This is a genomic window from Streptomyces sp. NPDC048523, from assembly GCF_043199815.1.
In the GTDB taxonomy this organism is placed as follows: Bacteria; Actinomycetota; Actinomycetes; order Streptomycetales; family Streptomycetaceae; genus Streptomyces.
This window is the reverse complement of the sequence record NZ_JBICWQ010000004.1, coordinates 558,812-580,081: the sequence shown is the minus strand read 5'-3', so window position 1 is coordinate 580,081 and position 21,270 is coordinate 558,812. Positions and strand designations below refer to the sequence as shown.

At 71.6% G+C, this 21,270-nt stretch carries 20 protein-coding genes; 8 read left to right on the top strand and 12 right to left on the bottom strand.

The genetic code is table 11. The annotated features are described in order from the left end of the window. Positions 1-17 precede the first annotated feature (17 nt). From ACGFWE_RS23410 to ACGFWE_RS23390, 5 genes are all read left to right on the top strand, one after another. Entirely contained in the window at positions 18-1,118 is a 1,101-nt protein-coding gene (locus tag ACGFWE_RS23410; RefSeq protein WP_393601441.1) for an LLM class flavin-dependent oxidoreductase, read from the top strand. 10 nt (positions 1,119-1,128) lie between these two features. After that, on the top strand, positions 1,129-2,124 hold the full coding sequence (locus ACGFWE_RS23405; RefSeq protein WP_393601439.1) for an ABC transporter substrate-binding protein: 996 nt from the start codon (positions 1,129-1,131) through the stop codon (positions 2,122-2,124). Then, positions 2,121-3,227: an acyl-CoA dehydrogenase family protein gene (locus ACGFWE_RS23400; protein ID WP_393601437.1), complete on the top strand. Its 1,107-nt coding sequence runs from the start codon at positions 2,121-2,123 to the stop codon at positions 3,225-3,227. Before ACGFWE_RS23405 ends, ACGFWE_RS23400 begins: the two co-directional genes overlap by 4 nt. Further along, a complete protein-coding gene (locus ACGFWE_RS23395) occupies positions 3,224-4,600 on the top strand; it encodes an FAD-binding oxidoreductase (protein ID WP_393601435.1) in 1,377 nt (458 codons plus the stop codon). Before ACGFWE_RS23400 ends, ACGFWE_RS23395 begins: the two co-directional genes overlap by 4 nt. Positions 4,601-4,668: 68 nt before the next feature. After that, positions 4,669-5,655: an AraC family transcriptional regulator gene (locus ACGFWE_RS23390; protein WP_393601433.1), complete on the top strand. Its 987-nt coding sequence runs from the start codon at positions 4,669-4,671 to the stop codon at positions 5,653-5,655. Between the two features lie 261 nt (positions 5,656-5,916). Here the strand turns inward: ACGFWE_RS23390 and ACGFWE_RS23385 are convergent, their stop codons facing one another. From ACGFWE_RS23385 to ACGFWE_RS23360, 6 genes are all read right to left on the bottom strand, one after another. After that, a complete protein-coding gene (locus ACGFWE_RS23385) occupies positions 5,917-6,312 on the bottom strand; it encodes an SseB family protein (RefSeq protein ID WP_352386245.1) in 396 nt (131 codons plus the stop codon). Positions 6,313-6,420: 108 nt separating this feature from the next. After that, on the bottom strand, positions 6,421-7,662 hold the full coding sequence (locus tag ACGFWE_RS23380) for an acyl-CoA dehydrogenase family protein (protein WP_393601431.1): 1,242 nt from the start codon (positions 7,660-7,662) through the stop codon (positions 6,421-6,423). 100 nt (positions 7,663-7,762) lie between these two features. Further along, complete coding sequence (locus ACGFWE_RS23375) at positions 7,763-8,305, bottom strand: cysteine hydrolase family protein (protein WP_393601429.1); 543 nt, start codon at positions 8,303-8,305, stop codon at positions 7,763-7,765. Continuing rightward, entirely contained in the window at positions 8,302-9,771 is a 1,470-nt protein-coding gene (locus ACGFWE_RS23370) for a purine-cytosine permease family protein (RefSeq protein WP_393601427.1), read from the bottom strand. The genes ACGFWE_RS23375 and ACGFWE_RS23370 overlap by 4 nt, the downstream gene beginning before the upstream one ends. A gap of 159 nt (positions 9,772-9,930) precedes the next feature. After that, the gene (locus ACGFWE_RS23365; RefSeq protein ID WP_393601425.1) at positions 9,931-10,929 is read right to left on the bottom strand and encodes an aldo/keto reductase family protein; all 999 of its coding nucleotides are present in this window, start codon (positions 10,927-10,929) and stop codon (positions 9,931-9,933) included. Positions 10,930-11,022: 93 nt separating this feature from the next. Then, positions 11,023-11,436: a cytidine deaminase gene (locus tag ACGFWE_RS23360; protein WP_352386254.1), complete on the bottom strand. Its 414-nt coding sequence runs from the start codon at positions 11,434-11,436 to the stop codon at positions 11,023-11,025. 170 nt (positions 11,437-11,606) lie between these two features. Here ACGFWE_RS23360 and ACGFWE_RS23355 point away from each other — a divergent pair, with 170 nt between their 5' ends. Together ACGFWE_RS23355 and ACGFWE_RS23350 are read left to right on the top strand one after the other, a co-directional pair. Then, positions 11,607-12,731: a hypothetical protein gene (locus tag ACGFWE_RS23355; protein ID WP_393601423.1), complete on the top strand. Its 1,125-nt coding sequence runs from the start codon at positions 11,607-11,609 to the stop codon at positions 12,729-12,731. 21 nt (positions 12,732-12,752) lie between these two features. Beyond that, the gene (locus ACGFWE_RS23350; protein WP_393601421.1) at positions 12,753-13,406 is read left to right on the top strand and encodes a class I SAM-dependent methyltransferase; all 654 of its coding nucleotides are present in this window, start codon (positions 12,753-12,755) and stop codon (positions 13,404-13,406) included. 102 nt (positions 13,407-13,508) lie between these two features. Here ACGFWE_RS23350 and arsM read toward each other — a convergent pair whose 3' ends face one another. Next, positions 13,509-14,294 (bottom strand): arsenite methyltransferase, encoded by a 786-nt coding sequence (gene arsM / locus ACGFWE_RS23345; RefSeq protein WP_393601420.1) that lies wholly within the window; start codon positions 14,292-14,294, stop codon positions 13,509-13,511. A 35-nt stretch (positions 14,295-14,329) separates the two neighbouring features. Then, positions 14,330-15,028 carry an NADPH-dependent F420 reductase gene (locus tag ACGFWE_RS23340; RefSeq protein WP_393601418.1) on the bottom strand — a complete coding sequence of 233 codons (699 nt, stop codon included), beginning with the start codon at positions 15,026-15,028 and terminating at the stop codon, positions 14,330-14,332. 169 nt (positions 15,029-15,197) lie between these two features. Between ACGFWE_RS23340 and ACGFWE_RS23335 the strand changes: the two genes are divergently transcribed. Further along, the gene (locus tag ACGFWE_RS23335) at positions 15,198-16,427 is read left to right on the top strand and encodes a PP2C family protein-serine/threonine phosphatase (RefSeq protein ID WP_393601416.1); all 1,230 of its coding nucleotides are present in this window, start codon (positions 15,198-15,200) and stop codon (positions 16,425-16,427) included. Positions 16,428-16,464: 37 nt separating this feature from the next. On the opposite strand, the gene ACGFWE_RS23330 is transcribed toward ACGFWE_RS23335, so the two are convergent. From ACGFWE_RS23330 to ACGFWE_RS23315, 4 genes are all read right to left on the bottom strand, one after another. Further along, entirely contained in the window at positions 16,465-18,087 is a 1,623-nt protein-coding gene (locus ACGFWE_RS23330) for a serine/threonine-protein kinase (RefSeq protein WP_393601414.1), read from the bottom strand. A 153-nt stretch (positions 18,088-18,240) separates the two neighbouring features. Then, a complete protein-coding gene (gene tatA, locus ACGFWE_RS23325; RefSeq protein ID WP_393601412.1) occupies positions 18,241-18,516 on the bottom strand; it encodes a Sec-independent protein translocase subunit TatA in 276 nt (91 codons plus the stop codon). 72 nt (positions 18,517-18,588) lie between these two features. After that, on the bottom strand, positions 18,589-20,301 hold the full coding sequence (locus tag ACGFWE_RS23320) for an LCP family protein (RefSeq protein ID WP_393601410.1): 1,713 nt from the start codon (positions 20,299-20,301) through the stop codon (positions 18,589-18,591). A 211-nt stretch (positions 20,302-20,512) separates the two neighbouring features. Beyond that, a complete protein-coding gene (locus tag ACGFWE_RS23315) occupies positions 20,513-21,241 on the bottom strand; it encodes a transglycosylase SLT domain-containing protein (protein ID WP_393601408.1) in 729 nt (242 codons plus the stop codon). Positions 21,242-21,270: the final 29 nt, after the last annotated feature.

The window sequence follows — 21,270 nt, the reverse complement described above, 5'->3', positions numbered from 1 at the left end:
CGACACGGGAGTTCTCCATGCCTGTCGAGTTCATCAGTGCCGTCCACACCGACTCCGGGGCCTCGGGTCCCGCCGCCGCGAGCCGTGCCGGCTTCGATCCGGTCTACCTGCGCAAGTACGCCCGCGCCCTGGACGACGGCAGCTTCGACCACACCCTGGTCGCCTACCACTCCGCCTCGCCGGACGCCTTCCAGGTCGCCCAGTTCGTCGCCACCCACACCGAACGCGTCAGCCCGATCCTGGCGCACCGGCCGGGCGTGATCTTCCCTACTCACGCGGCCCGCGCCCTGGCGACCCTGGACCGGATCAGCAACGGCCGGCTCGCGCTGCACATCATCTCCGGGGGCAGTGACGAGGAGCAGCGCCGCGAGGGCGACTACCTGGGCAAGACCGAGCGGTACGAGCGTTCGGACGAGTACATCCAGATCCTGCGGAAGGTGTGGCAGGCCGACGGACCGGTGTCGCACGAGGGCAAGTACTTCAGGTTCGAGGGCTACTACTCGGACGTGAAGCCCGTGAACGGGCTGATCCCGGTCTCGGTCGGCGGCTCCTCGCAGGACGCCTACCGGGTCGGCGGGCAGCAGGGCGACATCTTCGGCCTGTGGGGCGAGCCGCTGAAGGAGACCGCCGAGCAGATCGCCGCCGTGAACGCGGTCGCGGACGCGGCCGGCCGTCCCCGTCCCCGTATCTGGGTGTCCTTCCGCCCGATCATCGCGCCCACCGACGAGCTGGCCTGGGAGAAGGCGCACCGCACGCTCGGGGTGCTCAAGGACCAGGCCGCGAGCACCGGGTCGCTGCGTCACTACCGCACCGCCGGCCGCCCGGACAACGTCGGTTCGCAGCGGCTGCTCGACATCGCCGAGCGGGGCGAGGTCCACGACCGCTGCCTGTGGACCGCGCCCGCGGTCGCCACCAACGCGGCCGGCGCCTCCACCGCGCTGGTCGGCTCCCCGGAGACGGTGGCGAAGGCCCTCCTCGACTACGTCGACATCGGCTGCGACCTGCTCTCTATCCGCGGCTACGACCCGCTCAACGACGCCATCGACTACGCCCGTCACGTCCTGCCGCTGGTCCGGCAGGAACTCGCCCACCGCGCCGTCGGCGCCCACGCAGCCTGATGGAGACCCCGTGTTGTTCCGCCGTTCTCTGCGCACGTCCGCCGCCGCCCTCGCCCTGCTGCTGCCCTTCGCGGCGGCCTGCGGGGGCGCCGCCCAGGCCGAGTCCCCCACCGTCACCCTCACCGTGGGTGCCACGGGCTGGAAGGTCGAGGAGGCGGTGCTGAAGTACGCCCACCTCGACGATACCCCGTACAAAGTCAAGTGGAACCTCTTCCAGGGCGGGGACAAGCAGCTTCAGGCCATCCGGGCAGGGGCCCTGGACCTCGCCTCCTCCAGTGAGATCCCGCCGATTTTCGCCGCCGCCGACGGCAGCCCCAACTTCAAGGTCGTCGCCGTGCAGAAGGGCGCGACCCTCAACCAAGAGGTCGTCGTCCCCAAGGGCTCCGCGGTCACCGACATCGCCGGTCTGAAGGGCAAGAAGGTCGGCTACGTCCAGAACACCACCGCCCACTACTTCCTGTACGAGCTGCTCAAGCAGGCCGGCCTGAAGTGGTCCGACATCGACGCCAAGCCGCTGCTGCCCAACGACGGCCTGGCCGCCCTCAACGGCGGCGGCATCGACGCCTTCGCCTCCTACGGCACCTCGATCATCACCGCCCACCAGCAGGGCGCCACCACCGTCGGCTCGGGCAAGGACATCCTGTCCGGCAACTTCCTCTGGTCGGCGCGGGACAGCGTGCTGAAGAGCCCGGCCCAGAAGGCGGCCGCGGCCGATCTGATCGCACGGATCACCAAGGCCTACGCGTACGTCCGCGACGGGCACCTCGACGGCTTCGCGAAGGTCACCGCCGACGCCACCCACCAGCCACTCGCCCAGGCGAAGAAGGACCTCACGGACGCCCAGGCACAACGCCCGACCCAGGCCCGCACGGTGGGCGCCGACACCATCGCCTCGCAGCAGAAGGTCGCCGACGCGTTCACCGAACTCGGAGCACTGAAGGAGCACTTGGACGTGAAGTCGTTCTGGACCACCGCCCTCGACGCCGACCTGAAGAAGGCGCTGTGACCGAGCGCATCGCCGAACTGGCCGCGCAGTACGACCGATCGGCCGTCTTCCCCGCCGAATCCCTGCGCGTCGCCCACGAGGCGGGCCTGCTCACCGCCACCATCGGCGAGCGGTACGGCGGCCGGGGCGCGGGCGTCGAGGAGAGCGCGCGCATCCTGCACTTGCTGGGCCGGGGCGACCCGTCCGTCGCCCTGATCGCGGCAATGACGCTCGCGGGCCACGCCCGTCAGGCCGTACGGCCGCACTGGCCCGAGGAGTTGTACGCGCGGGTGGTCAAGGAGTCGTTCGCGCGTCCCGTGCTACTCAACCACGCGCGCGTGGAGCCCGATCTGGGCTCCCCCGCGCGGGGCGGGCTGCCCGCGACCCGGGCCAGGCGCACCGCCGACGGGTGGGCGGTCAGCGGCACCAAGCGGTTCGTGACGGGGGCCGAGGGGCTCGACTGGTTCCTGGTGTGGGCGACCACGGACGAGGAGGAGCCGCGGGTGGGCACCTTCCTGGTGCCCGGTGACTCGCCCGGTGTCGAGATCACCGGCCGCTGGGACCAGTTGGGGCTGCGGGCCAGCGGCAGCCACGATGTGACCTTCCGGGACGCCGAGGTGCCGTACGAGCACGTGATCGGGCTCGCGCCGCACGGACCGGCCGCCGAACAGGACAACCGGGCGGGCGCCGCCCTCCATCTCCCCCTTGCCGCCCTGTACTTGGGTGTGGCGCGGGCCGCGCAGGCGTTCTTCCACACCTTCGCCCACGCGCGGGTGCCCGCCAACCTCGGTCATCCGGTGGCCCGTACGGAACGCTTCCGCCGCACGGCCGGGGAGATCGAGGTCCTCCTCGCCGCCGCCGAGCAACTGGTGTTCGACGGTGCCGCGAAGCTGGACGCCGACGACCCGACGTACACCCCCGAACAGGCCCTGGGCGCCCGGGTGCTGGCCGACCGGCACGGGGTGCGGGCCGTGGAGCTCGCCGTACGGCTGCTGGGGAACCCGGGCCTGTCCCGGGGCAACCCGTTGGAGCGGCACTTCCGGGACATCCAGTGCGCACCCGTGCACGCGCCCCAGGAGGACATCTCCCTGCTCGCGATCGGAACGAAGGCACTGAACCCGTGACAGCAGCACCGGAAACCACCGTGTCCGCGCAGTTCCTGGGCCTGCTCGCCCGCGATCTGCCGCCCGACCGGCTGACCACCGACCCGGACGTGCTCGCCGCCCACGCCACCGACCGATCCGGGACGGCACCGGGCGGCGAACCCCTCGCGGTCGTGCACGCCCGGCGCACCGAGGACGTCACCGTCACGCTGCGGCACGCGCACGCCCTCGGGGTGCCGGTGGTGCCGCGCGGGGCGGGCACCGGCCTGTCGGGCGGGGCGACCGCGGGCGACGGCGTTCTCGTCCTGGACCTGTCCCGGATGAACCGCATCCTCGACCTGTCGGCCGACGACCAGCTCGCCGTCGTCGAACCGGGCGTCATCACCGCCGAGTTGGACCGGGCGGCGGGCGCGCACGGCCTGCGGTACGCGCCGGACCCGGCGAGTGCGGCTCTGTCCACGATCGGCGGGAACATCGCGACCAACGCCGGCGGCCTCAGATGCGCGAAGTACGGGGTGACCCGGGACAGCGTGCTGGGCCTGGAGGCGGTGCTGGCCGACGGGACGGTGATCAGCACCGGTCGCCGTACCGTCAAGGGGGTCACCGGCTACGACCTCACCGCGCTGCTGACCGGCTCGGAGGGCACGCTCGCGGTGATCACCTCGGCGACCCTGCGGCTCAGACCCGTTCCGGTCGCCACGGCCACGATCGCCGCGTACTTCGCCTCCTTCGAAGCGGCGGCCGAGGCGTCGTACACCCTCGCTCGGGCCGGGGTCGAACCCGCCCTGGCCGAGCTCGTCGACGGGCCCGTGCTGCACGCCGTCGACCCCGCGCTCCGGGAGCGGGGCGCCGCGCTGCTCGTGGTGCAGTGCGACGGTGCGGGCGCGGCGGCCGAGGCGGCCGCGGTCGCCCGGCTGCTGGGGCCGCTCGCCTCGACGGTGGAGGTGACCGAGGACCCGGCCGAGGCGGAGGCCCTGCTGTCCGCCCGCCGTCTCGCGCTGCCCGCGCTGGAGCGGCTGGGCCGCCCGCTGATCGAGGACATCGCGGTGCCGCGCTCCCGGCTCGCCGAGGCGGTGCGGGAGATCCGGGCGATCTCGGCCCGGCACGACGTGCCCGTGTTCACCATCGCGCACGCGGCGGACGGGAACCTGCATCCGATCATCGTCGTCGACCGGTCCCTGGACCGGCTGCCGGACGCCGCGTGGGAGGCGGCCGGCGAGATCTTCGCGCTGGCGCTTCGGCTCGGCGGGACGCTGACCGGCGAGCACGGGGTGGGGGTGCTCAAGCGGCAGTGGGTGGCCGAGGAACTCGGGCCCGCCGCCCACGCGTTGCAGCGACGGATCAAGGAGGTGTTCGACCCGCGGGGCATTCTCAACCCCGGGAAGGCGTTGTAGTCCCGGCTTGGGGTCATGCTGGACAGCAGACGCCGAAGACGCCGAGCTGGGAGGGAGTTGGGGACGCCGTGGCCGTGGGAGCAGACCTGGCGGCCGAGTTCAGCAGTTACTCGACGAACTCGCTGGACGAGGCGCACGACGCCATCGCGGCCCACTACTACGACCTGCGGCTCGAAGTCGTCGGTCACGCCTCGGAGTTCGCCACCCGGCTCAGTGTCGTGGAGCTCGGCGCGCTCACCGTCGGCGACATCCGGTTCGGCGCCGAGATGCGGATGAGCTTCGGCGAGCCTGGCGTGTACCACGTCGCCGTCCCCTTCGGCGGCCGCTTCAGCCTCCAGGAGGGGCGCGGGGACGTGGGGTTCGCCGACGAGCGGCGGGCGCTGGTGTTCGATCCGGCGCGGGACATCTACATCGACGCCTGGTCCGCCGACTGCCAGGCACTCACGGTCAAGATCGACAAGGCGGCCGTGCTCCGGCAGCTGGAGGTCCTGCTGGGCCGGTCGGTCCGGCGCCCGCCACGCTTCGGGCCCTGCATGGACGTCTCGCGGGGGCCGGGCCTGAGCTGGGTGCGCCTCGCGCTGTGGAGTCTGCTGGAGCGGGACGTCCCGCTCGGGCTGCTGAGCCATCCGATGATCCGTGGCCGTCTGGAGCAGACCTTGTTGGAGGGCATGCTGCTCGCCACCGACCACACCTTCCGCGCCGCGCTGGAGGCCCCTCCCCCACCGATGCGCCCGGCGTCGGTGAAGCGGGTCATGGACGCCGTGCAGGAGCTGCCCGCCGAGCCGTACGACGCGAACCGGCTCGCGGCCATCGCCCAGGTCAGCCTGCGCACCCTGCAGGAAGCTTTTCGCAGACATGTCGGCATGTCGCCCATGGCGTACGTCCAGGAGGTGCGGCTCCAACGCGTCCACCGGCAGCTGCGGGCGGCGGCGCCGGGGACGACGACCGTGACGGACGTGGCCCACGCGTGGGGGTTCGTCCATCTGGGCCGGTTCGCGCGGCGGTACCGGGAGCGCTTCGGGGAGGCGCCCTCGCAGACACTGCGCGCCGCCTGAGCCGGCCCGCCCGCCGATCCGCCGCGTTTTGCGGACATGCGCCACGTTTTCCGGAGCGACGGCCTGCCGGATCGGTCCTATGGTCGGGTCACGGCGATCGCACGGCGCGCGGGGATGAGCAGAGTCGGCGCCGCTCATCTCTGTTTCGCACGCGAGGACCACGGTGCGGCAGCGGGAGCAGGCCGCACCCCTGCGGGCCCGGCCGCTCCCTCTTTGTCGCACGTGGTGGCCGGGCCCCACTGTGGGGAGCCCGCGTGCGGCTCAGCCCTGGGGCCGCGCCAGCAGCGTGCGCACGCCCTCGGACGTGAGCGTCAGCGGGTGCGTGGAGCTGGCGTCGATCGACAGCGAGAGATCGCCGTCCGGCCACTGCGCGGCGAGCGCGCCCAGCGGCACCAGACGGTAGCGGGAGACGAACGGAAGCAGTTCGGCCATCTCCGTCTCCGAGGTGAACACGGGCACGATGGGAGCGCCGTCCTGCTGCTCCAGAACGGGCAGCGCCACGGTCGTGTCCTCGTCCGCGGCGTCGTCGGGCACCGGGATGAGCACGTCACTGGTCGCGAGCGTGTCCAGCGCCGTCACGTCCTCGGTGTTCTGCGTCAGCGCGTCCAGTGCCCGCTGGGCCGGTGTGGCGCTGTGGTCATTGGCGGGTGTGTCCATGGCAGATCCCCTGGTAGCGGCGGTCGTGCGGCCCGCCCGTGGGCATGATCGCCCAGGGCGCGGTGCTGCTCGCGTACCCGAGGGTGCCGAGAGCATGCGTGCGGGACGTCAGGGAATCAGCGCGATGTGCTCCGAGGGCAGACCGAGGGTGTCGCATCCGACCCGCCGCACGAGGGGCTCGTACATGCCGGGTCCGACATGGGTCCAGTACGTGGCCGCGTCCCGGAAGTAGCGCTGCATCCGTTCGCCGTCGCGCGCGTGGCGGGAGCCGGCCGTGCGGAACAGGATGCCCTGGAGGACGTCCCAGGCCATGCGGCCGGCGTTGAGGAACGTCAGGGCGAGCCGGTTGTCCTCGGCCGCGGTGAAGGGTGCCTCGCCGCTCACGTTGCGGCGGCAGGCCTCCATCCAGTCCTCGGCACTCTGCCTGAGGGCCGCCTCGGCCAGGTGGATCATGCCGAGGGCCTCGCCGAGGTGGCGCTGGTAGTCGGGCAGGTCCGCGCGGGTGCGCTCGGGTTCCAGGAGCAGGGGGCGGGCGGCGACGATCCGGGCGTACTCGTCGGCGGCGGCGTACGCGGTGCCGATCATGACGGCGGCCAGCTCGCCGTGGAAGAAGCTGGGCGCGCGTCCCGCGTACATCGCGTTGCCGTGCAGCTCGGAGCCGACGCTGCCGCCTTCCACCGGCAGGTCGAGCAGGCTTGTCTCGCGTGTGAAGTGCGCGGGGACACGGGCCTGTGCCATGCGGATGCTGTTGGATCCGGTGCCGCGCAGACCGAGCGAGCCGCGCCAGTCGTCGAGGACCGTCCACACCGAGCGCGGGGCGACGAACAGGACGGGCGGGCCGGGCGGGTCGCCGGGCTTCTCGGGGGCGCGCAGGGTCTGGCCGAGGTAGTGCGTGGAGTAGGGGGCGCCCGAGGAGTAGGGCCAGGTGCCGTCGAGGATGACGTGGTCGAGGCCGTCGGGCTGGGCGACGCCCACCGGCGCGGCGGTGGAGGCGGCCCGGAAGTCGCCGTCGGTGCAGAAGAGTTCGTCCTGGGCCTTCTCGTCGAAGACCGTGCAGGCCTGGAGCACATGGGCGGCGGTCAGGGACAGCGCCCAGCCGGTGGAGGGGCAGCCGCGGGCGATCTCGACGACCACGCGGTAGAAGACGGGCAGGCCGAACTCGTGGCCGCCGTAGCGGCGCGGCTGGAGGATCCGGTAGAACCCGGCTCTCAGGAAGTCGTCGTGGGTGGCCTCGGGGTAGTGCGTGAGCCGCTCGGTCTCCGCCTGGCGGGCGAGCAGCGCGGGCCTGAGGGCCACGGCCCGTTCGATGATCTCCCGCTCGGTGGGGCCGGGTCGGGGAGCGGCTGTCACGGTTCCTCCTGACAGGTGGGGCCGTCCTTCCGTGCTGCGCTACGAGTGATTCAACACGGCCGAGTGCCGTCCGGTACCGACCGGATATCGCCAAGTGCCGTCAGTTTCCGATCAGTTGATCCACCGTGACGACCCGGATCAGCGGCCCGTACGCCGCCATCACGTCCAGCGCCCTGGCGTGCGAGTCGTCGTCGGCCCCGGCGCAGGCGTCGGACACCACCAGGGTCTCGACGCCCGCGTCGGCGGCGGCGAGGGCGGTGGACAGGACGCAGCAGTCGGTACTGACACCGGCCAGGACCAGACGGCCCTCGGGCCCGACACGGGCGGCGAGTTCGGGGGTCCACTTGCCGAAGGTGGTCGCGTCCATGATGTGCGGCGCCCGGTCGGCGAAGTCGTCGGTGAGGCGCCACAGCGGGGCGTGCGGCGGCCGCAGGGCGAAGGGCCACCGCGCGTAGTAGGCCCGCCAGGCGCCGCTGGGCTCGGCCGGGGCGACGAAGCGGGTGAACGTGACCCGTTCGGCGAAGGCCGGCAGCAGTCGTCGTACACCTGCCGCCGCCTCGGCGTAACGAGGGGCGGCCCAGGGGCTGTCGGGCTCGGCGAAGGCGCGCTGCATGTCGATGACGGCGAGCGATCCCGTCGTCATACGCCGCCTTCCTGTGCGCGGACCCGCCCGCGGCCGAGGGCCAGCGTGCCGAGGAAGCCGACCGCGAGCGCGGCCAGCACGCCGAGGTTGGCGTACGCCCAGGCGCCGGACGTGCCGCCCAGGCCGAACGGGTCGAGGAGATAGCCCTGCCAGTCCAGCCAGCTGGCGGCCGAGTTGGTGACCAGGCCCCAGCCGAGGGCGGTGGCGAGGAGGGTCAGGATCAGCGGGGCGGGCGGTACGTCGCCGTAGCGGCCGCTCGGGCGGTAGAGGTCGGCGTCGTCGTAGTCACGGCGGCGCAGGCAGAGGTCGGCGAGCATGATGCCGCACCAGGCGGCGATGGGGACGCCGAGCGTGGTGAGGAAGCCCATGAACTGGCCGAGGAAGTCGTCGGCGAAGAACACGATGTAGATCGAGCCCGCGATCATCAGGACGCCGTCGACGAGGGCCGCCAGCGGGCGCGGGATCCTCAGGCCCGCCGAGAGCAGGGCGAGGCCGGAGGAGTAGATGTCGAGGACCGCGCCGCCGACCAGGCCGAGGACCGCGACGACGGCGAAGGGCACCAGGAACCAGGTGGGCAGGAGGGTGGTGAGCGCGCCGATCGGATCGGCGGCGACGGCGTCGCTGAGCTTGGTGGACGATCCGGCCAGCAGCAGTCCGAAGACCAGCAGGAGCAGCGGGGCCACGGAAGCGCCGAAGCTGGTCCAGCCGACCACGCCCCGGCTCGACGAGGTCCGGGGCAGATAGCGGGAGTAGTCGGCGGCGGCGTTGACCCAGCCGAGCCCGAAGCCGGTCATCATGAAGACCAGCGCGCCGATGAAGTCCTGGGCGGAGCCCGCCGGGAGGGCGCTGACGGTGCTCCAGTGGATGTGGTCGGCGACCAGCCCGACGTAGACGACGGTCAGTACGCCCGTCACCACGGTGATCACGGTCTGCAGCCGCATGATCAGGTCGAAGCCCATCACCCCGCCGACGACGGTGAGCCCCGCGACCACGACCAGGGCGATCACCTGGGTCTCGGTGCCCCCGCCCCAGCCGAGCCGTCCGAAGACGGTCGCCGTGGCCAGGGTGGCGAGGGCGCACAGCACGGTCTCCCAGCCGACGGTCAGCACCCAGGAGACGACCGACGGGAGGCGGTTGCCGCGCACTCCGTAGGCGGCGCGGCTGAGCACCATCGTCGGGGCGGAGCCCCGCTTTCCGGCGACCGCGACGAACCCGCACAGCAGGAACGAGAAGACGATCCCGATCACGCCGGCGACCAGCGCCTGCCAGAAGGAGATCCCGAAGCCGAGCACGAACGAGCCGTAACTCAGGCCGAGGACGGACACGTTGGCGCCGAACCACGGCCAGAACAGGGTCCGCGGGGTGCCCTTGCGTTCGGCGTCACCGATCACGTCCAGCCCGTGCGTCTCCACCTGGAGCTGCCGGGCGGTGGATCTGTTGTCGGGGGATCCCGAGGAGTCCGTCATCGTCGACCTGCCTGTTCGGACGTGTTGGGGCGACGGTAGGCAGGGGGCGCGGGGGCGTCAATCACGCGATCCCGTATCGCCGCGCCCGCACCTGTGCCAACTGCGGTGGCCGACCGGCGGGTTGGATGCCGGTGTCGGCGGTGTCCGTCCCGGGCCGGCTCAGCGGTGCTTGACGCCGGCCTCGGCGCCCGGGGCGAGGGTCGGTTCGGTGACGGGGACGTCACCGAGAGCCTGGTCGACGGCGGCGAGCAGGTCGTCGGAGAGTTCCACGCCGGAGGCGGCCGCGTTGGCGTGGACCTGGTCGGGCCGGGAGGCGCCGGTGATCGCGGAGGCGACCTCGCCGCGGCGCAGGACCCAGGCGAGCGCCAGGGTGGGCATGCTCAGTCCCGCCTCCTCGGCGATGGGCACGACGCGCTGGACCGCTTCGAGGATGGCGTCGTTGTAGACCAGGTCCTTCGAGACCGCCATGTCGGCGGAGGCGAACCGGCTGCCCTCCGGTACCGGCTGCCCCGGCTTGTACTTGCCGGTGAGCACGCCCTGGGCCAGCGGCGACCACACGATCTGCGAGATGCCGTTGGCCGCGCACAGACCGAACACCTCGGCCTCGGGGGCCTGCCACAGCATGGAGTACTGCGGCTGGGAGGAGACGAACAGTTCGGGACCGGCGAGGTCGATCGCCGCCCGGATCTGCTCCGGGGTCCACTCGCTGAAGCCGATGTAGCGGGCCTTGCCCTGTTCGACGACCTTCTGGAACGCCTCGACGGTGTCCTCGATCGGCACGGTGGAGTCGAAGCGGTGTGCCTGGTAGAGGTCGACGTGGTCGGTCTTCAGGCGGCTGAGGGAGGCGTCGATCTGCTGGGCGATGTGGGCCGGGGACAGTCCCCGGTCGGCCGGGTCGTCCGACATCGGGAAGTAGACCTTGGTGGCCAGGATGTAGGAGTCCCGGGGGTGGGCGGAGAGGATCTCGCCCCAGGCCGTCTCCGCGGCCCCCCGGCCGTAGGCGTTGGCGGTGTCGAAGAAGTTGATGCCCGCGTCGAACGCCGCCTCGGTACAGGCGCGGGTCGCGTCCGCCTCGACGCCGCCGGAGTAGGTGAGCCAGGATCCGAGCGAGATCTCCGAGACGCTCAGGTCCGAACTGCCGAGTGTGCGGTACCGCATGGTTGTCGCTCCTTGTTCCGGGCCGGCCGCCGTCGATGACCATGCCAGGCTCTCATCGATCCGGTCGGCCTGATTCACTCGGCTCGGCCTGTTTCACTCGGCGTCGAGCTGGTGGTCGGCCCAGACGTAGCTCTCGGGCAGCAGGTCGGTGATGCGCACGGTCCGGATGCGGGCGTCCGAGCCGACGATGACCTCGATGTCGGGGAAGTAGTCGAGCAGGACCTGCCGGCAGCGGCCGCACGGGGGAACGACCCCGCGGTCGCGGTCTCCCACGGCGACGATCGTGTCCAGCTCGTAGGCGCCCTGGGCGGCCGCCGCGCCGATGAGGACCAGTTCGGCGCACGGGCCTCCCGTGAAGTGGTAGGCGTTCACGGCGGTGACGATCCGGCCGTCCCGGACCCGGGCCGCGGCCGCCATGGTGTGGTTGTCGCCCCGGCACCGCGTGCGGGCGACCTGCGCCGCGGCCTGGACGAGTTCGTGGTCGACGGGGTCGGTCTGCGTGGTCAACTTCTCCTGCTTTCGTCGTGGGTCAGCCGACGTTGACCCGTGTGACGCGCGCCTGCAAGCGAATAAGGAGCGGCTCGAGAGCCGACCCCGCGCATGCCGCACGTGATCTTCACGCCTACTCTTCCTCTGTTCGAAACACCCAGGGACACGGCCAAGGCGGGGGACGACACATGGCTTATCGGCGCGCGGTGATACCGGCTCTGGTCGGCGGGCTGCTGATCACCCTGTTGCTGTGGTGGGCGGGAGCGAGCGCGCAGGCACTGCAACTGCGCGGCAGCACAAGCGTGTTCGACGTGGACTCGGTGAACGAACTCCGCCGCTGGCTCACGCCCTGGTCGTACGACTCCTCGGCGGCCCTCGGCTCCGACGGCGCCGCGGCCACGGCCCAGGGCACCCGGTACGCCGATCTGTACAGCACCGGGATGCAGATCAGGTTCGTGGCCCTCTTCGCGTTCTTCCTGGCCGGCGCACTGCTCCTGCTCCGCAGGATCCCGCCCGTGCAGGGCCGTACGCCGGCCACGCTGCTCGCGCTATGGGCCTGGGCGCCGGTGGCCGCGACCTCGGCCGTGACGGTCTCCGCGCCCTGGCTCATCGCGTCCCGGGGGCGCGGCGGCTACCGGGTCCTGCCGCAACTGGCGAGTGTCATCGCATCGAGCGGGCCGGTCGCGGTGTTCGCGGGCCTGGTGACCGCCCTGCTCACGGTGGTCGTGGCGCGTGTCACCGGCAAGGGCGCGGACCCACTGCCCCGGCGCAGTGGGCCGCCGGGTGCCGCGCGCCTGTCCGCGAGCGTCGGAACGGCGGTCGTCGCGCTGTCGCTGGTGGTTCTGTCGTACGACTCGGTGGCGGCCCGGATCCAGACGACGTTCAGCGGCGCGGGCATCCTGTCCGAGCCCGGTGACCTGCTGCGTCAGTGGCTCCTGCTCGGCGCCTGGAGCGGCCCGGCGACCACATCGCCCGTCCGGTGGCTGCTGTACCGGGCCGCCGACGTGCTCCTGCTGGCGGTGGTGTGGTGGTCGCTGCGCCTGCTGCCCGGCCTGCTCACCCGGACCACCGCGCCGGCGATGGCGGTGGGAACGGTCTGCGCGACCGTGCTGGGCCTGTTCGCGAGCCAGGTCCTGCACATGGCGATCGACGACACCGCCTCCGTGTGGGGTCCCGTGCACATGCTCTCCCCGCTCGGCGGGGGCGTCCCCGCAGCCCTCACCTTCGGCCTCACGGCAGGACTGGCGGCCTTCGCGACCCTGCGGCTGACAGGGGACCGAGACCCCGCCCCCTCGCCCGTTGTTCCTGCCTGAGTCCGCCGGCAGCATGCCGTGATGCGCATCAACACCGCCTACGAAGGCGCCCTCGGCGACCACTTCGCCGACAGCGCGACCGACGGCCCCTGCAACGCCCACACCGACCGGCCCGCCATGTTGGCCCTGGCCGGTGAGGTCACCGGGCTGCGCGTCCTCGACGTCGGTTGCGGCGCCGGGCACTACATCACGGAACTGCGGGCACGGGGCGCGGCCGAGGTGGTCGGGATCGAGGGCAGCGCGACCCTGTTGCGCCACGCCCGTGATCGCGTGGGCGACGACGACGCCGTCACCCTGCACCGCCACGACCTGGAGGCCCGTCGGGAACTGCTGGCCGAAGTCCACCGCGTCCTGCGTCCCGGCGGGCCCCTGCTGGTCTCCACGCTCCACCCGACCGCCGACCGGGTCTGGCACGGCGGCTCCTACTTCGACGAGGACCGTGTCGAGACGCGGTTCGGGGACAGCGGCACCACGCACTCGTACCGCCGTATGACGATGCAGACCTTCCCGGGCGAACTCCTCGATGCCGGGTTCGCCCTGGAGCGGTTCGTGGAGCCACGGGCCACGGAGGCGGCCCGCCGCGTGGACGAGAGTCGCTACCTCAAGACCCACCGGACGCCGTTCTTCGTCGCCGTCCGCATGCGGAAGCCCCCCCCCCACGCTCTCGTCTCCTGATCAGCCTGACAGCGGCCGTGGCGCCGGGCCACTCACCGCGGACCGCCTCACCGTCCGTCGTCCAACAGCGAGGCGGCGCGGCCGCACAGGGCGGCCTCCGCGTCAGGTCGTGGCCTCGCCGACCGTACCGTCCCGGTCCGCGGTGGGCTTGGTGGCGCGGACCATGGCCGAGTGCAGGCCGTCGGCGACCGGGTGGGTGGGGACGATCTCGACGCCGGTGAAGCCCGCGGCTTCCAGGCCCGCGCGGTACTCGGCGAAGGACAGGGCTCCCGCGATGCAGCCGACGTCGTCCCCGCGTCGTGCCCGCTGTGCGGCGGTGAGGGCGTCGTCGGCGACGACGTCAAAGACCCCGATGCGGCCGCCGGGCCTGAGCACGCGGAAGGTCTCCGCGAAGACGGCGGGTTTGTCGACGGACAGGTTGATCACACAGTTCGAGATCACGACGTCGACTGTGTTCGCGGGCAGCGGGATGGCCTCGATGGTGCCCTTGAGGAACTGCACGTTGGTGGCGCCCGCCTTCGCCGCGTTGGCCACGGCGAGGGCGAGCATCTCCTCGGTCATGTCCAGCCCGTACGCCCTGCCCGTCGGTCCGACGCGGCGGGCGGAGAGCAGGACGTCGATGCCGCCGCCGGACCCCAGATCGAGGACCCGTTCCCCCTCGCGCAGTTCGGCCACGGCGGTCGGGTTGCCGCAGCCGAGGGAGGCGGCGACGACCTCGGCGGGCAGCGTGTCGCGCTCGTCCGCGCCGTACAGGGTCGAGCCGAAGTTCTCGTCGGCCTCGACCGGCTCGGGCCCGCAACCGGCGTTGCCTTCTTCGGTGACCTGGGCGGCCGCCGCGGCGTACCGTCGGCGGACGGTCTCGCGCAGGTCGGTGGACTGCTCGCTCATGACCTCTCCTCCCCGCTGACTGCGTGGTCGCCGGATCAGCCGCCGTGCCGGGCGCCCTGGACATGGAAGTTGAAGTCGCCGTGGCCGAGCGTGCCGTACAGGCGCAGCCAGATCGGCAGGAGCATCTCCACGCCGCGGGCGCTGGTGATGTCGCCCAGGTCGATGACGCTCGCCTCGGGCCATCCGAAGGAGCCGAGCAGCGCGGTGACGGACTTCTTGGCGCCGGTGTCGTCGCCGCCGACGAACACGGTGTGCTCCCCCGGCACCCGGGACGGATCCACCATGACGAAACAGTTCATGGTGTTGAGCGTCTTGACGACCTTGGCCTCGGGAAAGGCGCGCTGGATGCGTTCGCCGAGGCTGTCGGTGTTGACCGGGTCCAGCGTCGGCGGCATCCCGGCGGAGAAGTCCAGCGGGTTGGCGACATCGATCAGGATCTTGCCGCTCAGATTGGCCGCGCCCGCCGACAGCAGTGCGGTGAGGCTCTGCCCGCCTGCCGTGGTGTTGACGACCGTCTCGCCGAACGCTGCGGCCGCCTCGAAGGTCTCCAGACGCACCTGGCCGTGGTCGGCGTGCCACTGGGCGAACGGCGGATTGCCCATGCCGTCGGGTTCGGTACGGGCGAGAGTGGACTCCGGATCGCGAGTGCCGATGACGACGTCGTGACCGAGGGAGGCGAGCTTGCCGGCGATTGTCCGGCCGACGATGCCGGTACCGAGGACTGCGTAACGCATACGAGTGGTCCTTCCGGGACTCGGGCGATCGGCCCCAGGGGCCGCGCCCATGACAATCCGAGCCAGGTCGTTCGCTGCCGCGTGATGACGGTAGCTGTCGAGACGTCGGCACGATCCCCTCTATCGTGGAAAATCACATCATGATGGCTCGTGTCGAGGCAGGCTGCACATGAGGAATCCGCAGATCGACTACGCGGCGGTATTCCGGGCCCTGCCCGGCATGATGGCGCTACTGACGCCCGAACTGGTGTACGTCGACGTCAACGACGACTTCGTACGCCTCACCGGTCGCGCCCGTGAGCAGCTACTTGGCCGCTACATCTTCGACGTCTTCCCCGAGAACCCCCATGACCCGGCCGCGGCCGGGATGCGGGAGACACGGGAATCGATGCTGCGCGCGGTGACCACCGGCGAGCGCGACACCATGGCGGTGGTCCGCTACGACATCGAGGACCACCAGCGTGTGGGCCACTGGCAGGAACACTTCTGGAGCCCGGTCAACGCCCCCGTCCTCGGCACCGACGGGAAGGTGACCCTCATCGTGCACCGGGTGGAGGAGGTCACCGAGCTCATCCGCGCCCACGGCGGACTGGGCGAAGGCGGCCGGGCCCGCGTGCTGGAGGCCGAGCTGTACACCCGGGCGAGGGAACTCCAGGAGGTGAACGAACGCCTGCGCAAGGCCCACGCCCGCGAACGCGAGGTCGCCCTGGCTCTTCAGGAGGCCATGCTGCCCGCCCCCAGACCCGTGGGCCACCATCAGGCGGCCGTCCGCTACCGGCCCGCCGTCGGCGCCCTCAACGTGTGCGGTGACTGGTACGACCTGGTCGACCTGCCGGGCGACCGGCTCGCCGTCGCCGTCGGTGACGTCGTGGGGCACGGTCTGGCGGCCGCCTGTGTCATGGGCCAGCTGCGCAGCGCACTGAGCGCCGCCGCCCGCGTCGCCGACGGCCCGGCCCGGGCCCTGGAGGCGCTCGGGCTGTACGCCCGCTCCGTGGACGGCGCCGAGTCGACCACGGCGGCCACGGCCTTCATCGACTGGGACGACCGCACCCTCACCTACAGCAGCGCCGGCCACCTGCCGCCCGCCCTGCTGCACCCGGACGGCACGGTGTCCTTCCTGGACCGGGCCACCGACCCGCCGCTCGGCGCCAGCCCCGAACACACCACCCGTCCGGAGGCGGTCTCGCCCTTCGACGAGGGCGCCACGCTGGTCCTCTACACCGACGGTCTGATCGAGCGCCGCACCGAGGACATCGACACCGGTCTGGCCCGTCTCACCGACGCGCTCACCCGCCACCGCCACGCCGGCCCCGAGGACCTGGCCGACGCACTCCTGACTGACCTGCTCCCGCCCACCGGCAACTCCGACGACACCGCTCTCGTCGTCATCCGCCTCTGAACGGACCCGCCGCGGCGGCCCGACGTCGTAGGGGCCCTCAGTTCTCCGCGGGCATCACGCGGGTCACCTTGCCCTTGGGGGTCGCGTCCAGATAGCCGGACTGGCTGTACTCGTTGCTGAGGTAGACGGCCATGCCGAGGGGGGTGTCGAAGGTGTCGTTGGGCTGTCTCACCAGCACGTAACGGGTGTTCGGGTGATCGACGTTGAGTTTCTTGCGGGCCTCTTCGAGGAGCTTGGGCACCTTGTTCCAGTCGAAGCCGTCGAGGTCGAAGGGCTGGTCGCCGCCGGACAGGGTGCCCTTGATGATGCCCTTCTCCACGCCCGTCCCCAGGCGGTAGGTGTAGGTGTCGTACTTGCTGTCGCTGCCGTCGACCATCATTTCGGCCGACGCGAAGTCGTCGTAGACGGTGAAGTCGCCGAACCTGTCCCGGCCGCTCTCCTGCTGCAACGCCTTGATGGCGGTGCGGATGCCGTCGGGGGTCAGCAGGGTCGTGGCCGTCGTGTCCTTCGACTGCCGGGCTGCCGGGGCCGCGGCCGGCGAGCCGGTCGACTCCGGGGCCGAGGAGGCGAAGGACGAGGCGCCGGTGCCCGTGGTGCCGCCCGAACCGCCCGAGTCTCCTCCGGAGGGCAGCAGCCACCACATCAGGAGCAGGGCGCTCGCGACGGAGGTTCCCGCGACGCCGAGCAGGAGGCCCGGTCCGGTCCGGTTCCCGCGGCCTGCCCGGACGGGTGAGGTCACCGGCCGGCCCGTTCCGGCGGGGGCACCGACGAAAGGAGTCGTGGGCTGATGCCACGCGGTCACCGGATCGCCCCGCCCCGACTCGATCTCGGCCAGCCACCGGTCCAGCACGGCGGACGACGGTCGCGCCGCTGGATCGCGTACGAGCACGCTCATGAGTACGTCGCCCAGGGCGCCGGAGCGCACCGGTGGCGGCACGCTCTCGTTGAGGACCGCGGCGAGGGTGGCGAGGGTGCTGTTGCGGCGCAGCGGGTGGTGTCCCTCCACGGCGGTGTACAGCATCATCGCGAGCGACCACAGGTCGGAGGCGGCTCCGCCCTCGTGGCCGGAGATCCGCTCCGGTGCCATGAAGTCGGGGGTGCCGATGATGGATCCGGTGGCGGTGAGGCTGGTCGTCTCGCGGATCGCGGCGATGCCGAAGTCGGTCAGGACGGGGCGCCCGTCGGATCTCAGCAGGACGTTCGCGGGCTTGACGTCCCGGTGCTGGATGCCGGCGTCGTGCGCGGCGGCCAGCGCGGCCAGCACGCCCCGGCCGATCCGTGCCGCCTCGGCCGGCGGCATCGGCCCCTGGGCGAGCCGGTCGGCGAGCGAGCCGCCGCTGACCAGCTCCATGACGATCCAGGGATAGGTGCCCTCGCCGCCGTCGACTATGTGGTGGATGGTCACGACGTTGGGATGGTCGATCCGGGCCAGGGCCCGTGCCTCGCGCAGCACCCGTTCCCGCAGCATCCGCGCGCTGACGGGGTCGTACTCGGCGAGGTCCCGGTCGGGCGGGCGGACCTCCTTGACCGCGACCATCCTGTGCAGCACCAGGTCCCTGGCCCGCCAGACCGTGCCCATCCCGCCGCCCCCGAGACGGGCCTCCAACTCGAAGCGCCCGTCGACAACTCGTCTGCCGGGGCCCTCGTCTGCCTCACTCATGGGCGGGAGCTTAGTGGCCCCCACCGACAGCGTTCGCCGCCTCCCCGATCACGACCGCGGAGCGCGGGAGGAGTCGGCGTTCGCGTGTTCCGGCTCGGGCGCATCCGTCCTCAAAGGCCTGGCCGACGGGCGGGTCAGACGGCGTACAGGAGCTCAGTGAGCCGGATTGGCCTCGGCCGTCCGCTGTGCTGCCGTCGGCTCTCCGGGCGCGGCCTGAACGGCCTGTGCGCTCTGCTCGGCGGGGGCGGCCGGGGCGGCGGTGCTCTGTGCGGTGCCGTCCTCCTTCATGGCCTTGGCCTCGCTCTTGAGGATGCGCATCGACTTGCCGAGCCCGCGGGCGGCCTCGGGCAGCTTCTTCGAGCCGAACAGCACGATGATCATGATCGCCACGATCAGCAGGTGCCAGGGCTCCAGTCCGTTGCGCAGCATGCCGCACGTCCCTTCTCGACGCTCATTGTTGCCAGCTTGCGCAACTGTACAACCACGGGCCCGGTCCCGGCCTCACTCGTCGGAGTCCTTCTTGTCGGTCGCCTCCGCGTACGCCTGTGCCGGTGTCATCGGCACCCCGTTGAGGGAGACCGTCTTGTAGGGGCTGACCTCGGCGCACTTCTTGGCCTCGTCGGCGGTCTGCGCGTGGGCGTTGGACACCGCGGCCTTGGTGTCCGTGGGCGCCGGGGAGGACGAACCGCCCGGAAACGTGCTGCCGCTCGTCCAGTCCCCGCCGATCACCAGCGTCAGGCCGGTTCCGGTGCCCTCCTTGACGTGCGAGGTGGGCAGTCCGAGCGCCTTGGCCGCCGTCTGAGCCTCGGCCTTCTGGCCGGTGCCGTAGGTGAGAGTGGTGGTCGTCGCGGGGCTCGGCGCGTTGGCGGTGGTCGTGGCGGAGCTGAAACCCTGGCCGGTGAGCGCGTTGGCGATGTCGGAGGCGCGGCCGGTGATCTCGGTGCCGTTCTCGACGGTCACGGCGATCTCGGAGGCCGGTACCGCCCTGGCCGTGGCAGTGGCAGTGGCGGAGGCCACCACGGACTTCTTGCCGGAGCCGGTGGTCAGGGACTGGTCGTCGGCGATGCTCGAGAAGAGGGCCTTGGCACCCGCGCCCACCACCACCCGGTTGGTGTCGTTCGGATCGGCGGCGGTCTGCATCGTGGTGAAGGTCATCCGCTTGGTGGGGACCTTGTTCACGTCGGCCGCGAGCCCGATCAGCTTCTTGACGCTGCCGAGACCGTCGTCCACGGTGAGCGCCTTGGTCGCGGCGTCGGCGAGGGCGTAGACCGCGGTGGGGTCGGTGAGCGTGCCCGCGCTCTTGAACTTCCGGATCATCGCGCTGAGGAAGATGTGCTGGGAGACCGTACGACCGAGGTCGCTGCCGTCCCCGAACCCGTGCCGGGAGCGGACGAACTCCAGGGCCGCCTCACCCTTGAGGGTGTGGTCGCCTCTGGACAGTTTCAGGTGGGAGTAGGTGTCGTACACGTCGTTGTTGACGCACACGGAGACACCGCCGACCGCGTCGGACATCTTGACCACGCCGGAGAAGTCGAGCTTGACGAAGTGGTCGATGGGGATGCCGGTGAGCTGGTGGATGGTGGCCACCTGGCAGGCGGGGCCGTACCGGAGGGCGCTGTTGATCTGGCCGTAGTAGCCGGACGTGGACTCGCCGTTCTCGGTGTCCTTGCAGGCCGGGACGTCGACCATGGTGTCGCGGGGGATGCTCATGACGGTGGCGTTGGAGCGGTCGGCGGATATGTGCACCACCATCTGTACGTCCGCGTTGCCGTTTCCGGTCTGCACGCCGGTCTGGGAGCAGCCGCCGCCCAGCTTGCAGTCCGCCTTGCTGGTCCGGCCGTCCGAGCCCATGACCAGGATGTTGATCGGAGTACGACCGAACGCGTCGGCCTTCTCCGAGCCGCCCTTGCCGTTGAGCGCGACGCTGTTGATGTTGCCGTTGAGGTGCTGGTAGAACCACCAGCCGGCCCCGGCCGTGCCCAGGACGAGGATCGCCAGACATATGCCGACGATCTTCAGCACCCGCCTGCCGCGCCGTACCGGACGAGCCCGGCGACGCGACCGCTTGCCCCCGTGCGAGCGTGCCGCCTCCCGGGCCGCGGCACGGCCGCCGGACCGAGATGCCGCGCCGGCCTCGTCCTCCCGCTGCCCCGGCACCCGGCCGGTGCGGCTGCGCGTGGCCTGACCGCCCGGGCTGTCCCACCGGTCGCTCATCTACCACTCCCACGAAACGGTCGGGCCCCTCAGGCCGGGCCATGGAGTGGGCGGCCGGGCGTGCGCGGCGGTGTAAAGCAGGCAGAGCGGGAAACTCGCCTAGGTTGCGTAGTTGCGCAATCTAACAAACCCCTGGCCCTGCCAGGACGGACACCATCGCATTTCACGGGTGAGAGATCTCATGGAGAAACGCGGCAACCTCCCAGACACCTCAGCCTTCGCCCACGGCTCTTGCCGCCTTCGCCCAGTTGGCACGCAGTTTGTCGAGGTAGGACTGGGCCTGGTTGCCGGGGGTGACGCCGCGCGCGAAGGCGAGCATGTTGCCCGCGCCGGTGTTGTAGCCGAGGGCCAGCAGCTCGTCCTCGGTATACGGGGCGGACCAGGTGGCGGGCAGTGCGGCCGCCAGGTCGTGCAGGTACCAGGCCTCGGCCTCGATGGCGAGGTCCCGGTCGTCGGGCAGCTCCTCCCAGCTGCGGTGCACGAAGTCCCGGCCCTTCTTGACCTCGTCGAACGTGGCGCGGTGCATGTTGGCGATACCGAAGGCCGCGTCCGGCTTGACCTTCTGCCAGGCCCGCTCCAGGGACGGGGCATGCGGTTTGTACGCCTCGTTGTAGAGGATCGCCATCAGCAGCCGGGCGTCGACACCGGCCCGCCGGGCACGGCTGCGGACCTGGGAGGCGTAGTCGGCGGGGTCGTACCGCGGAGAGGTTTTCGTGGAGACCGAAGGCGCCGCCGACGACGCGACCGAAGGCGGGGCTGAAGGCGGGGCCGAACGCGTGGTCGCGTCTGCCGTCGGGGTCGGTGTGGGGGTGTCCGTCGGAGCCGGAGCCGAGGAATCACCCTGCGAGTTGTTCGCCGCGCGCACGATGACGTACAGCGCGAGAGCGAGGACCACCACCGGGATCCAGCGCCGGAGCCTCGATACCCGGGCATCTTCCATGCCTCGCCCCCTCTCCCGCACCCTTCGTA

What these genes read in the sequence shown, in the direction of transcription:
- arsM (WP_393601420.1), bottom strand. Translation starts at nt 14,294, where the DNA reads ATGAGCGAGCAGTCCACCGACCTGCGCGAGACCGTCCGCCGACGGTAC.
- ACGFWE_RS23330 (WP_393601414.1), bottom strand. Translation starts at nt 18,087, where the DNA reads ATGAGTGAGGCAGACGAGGGCCCCGGCAGACGAGTTGTCGACGGGCGC.
- ACGFWE_RS23365 (WP_393601425.1), bottom strand. Translation starts at nt 10,929, where the DNA reads ATGCGGTACCGCACACTCGGCAGTTCGGACCTGAGCGTCTCGGAGATC.
- ACGFWE_RS23315 (WP_393601408.1), bottom strand. Translation starts at nt 21,241, where the DNA reads ATGGAAGATGCCCGGGTATCGAGGCTCCGGCGCTGGATCCCGGTGGTG.
- tatA (WP_393601412.1), bottom strand. Translation starts at nt 18,516, where the DNA reads ATGCTGCGCAACGGACTGGAGCCCTGGCACCTGCTGATCGTGGCGATC.
- ACGFWE_RS23385 (WP_352386245.1), bottom strand. Translation starts at nt 6,312, where the DNA reads ATGGACACACCCGCCAATGACCACAGCGCCACACCGGCCCAGCGGGCA.
- ACGFWE_RS23375 (WP_393601429.1), bottom strand. Translation starts at nt 8,305, where the DNA reads ATGACGACGGGATCGCTCGCCGTCATCGACATGCAGCGCGCCTTCGCC.
- ACGFWE_RS23335 (WP_393601416.1), top strand. Translation starts at nt 15,198, where the DNA reads ATGAGGAATCCGCAGATCGACTACGCGGCGGTATTCCGGGCCCTGCCC.
- ACGFWE_RS23340 (WP_393601418.1), bottom strand. Translation starts at nt 15,028, where the DNA reads ATGCGTTACGCAGTCCTCGGTACCGGCATCGTCGGCCGGACAATCGCC.
- ACGFWE_RS23320 (WP_393601410.1), bottom strand. Translation starts at nt 20,301, where the DNA reads ATGAGCGACCGGTGGGACAGCCCGGGCGGTCAGGCCACGCGCAGCCGC.
- ACGFWE_RS23355 (WP_393601423.1), top strand. Translation starts at nt 11,607, where the DNA reads ATGGCTTATCGGCGCGCGGTGATACCGGCTCTGGTCGGCGGGCTGCTG.
- ACGFWE_RS23350 (WP_393601421.1), top strand. Translation starts at nt 12,753, where the DNA reads ATGCGCATCAACACCGCCTACGAAGGCGCCCTCGGCGACCACTTCGCC.
- ACGFWE_RS23370 (WP_393601427.1), bottom strand. Translation starts at nt 9,771, where the DNA reads ATGACGGACTCCTCGGGATCCCCCGACAACAGATCCACCGCCCGGCAG.
- ACGFWE_RS23410 (WP_393601441.1), top strand. Translation starts at nt 18, where the DNA reads ATGCCTGTCGAGTTCATCAGTGCCGTCCACACCGACTCCGGGGCCTCG.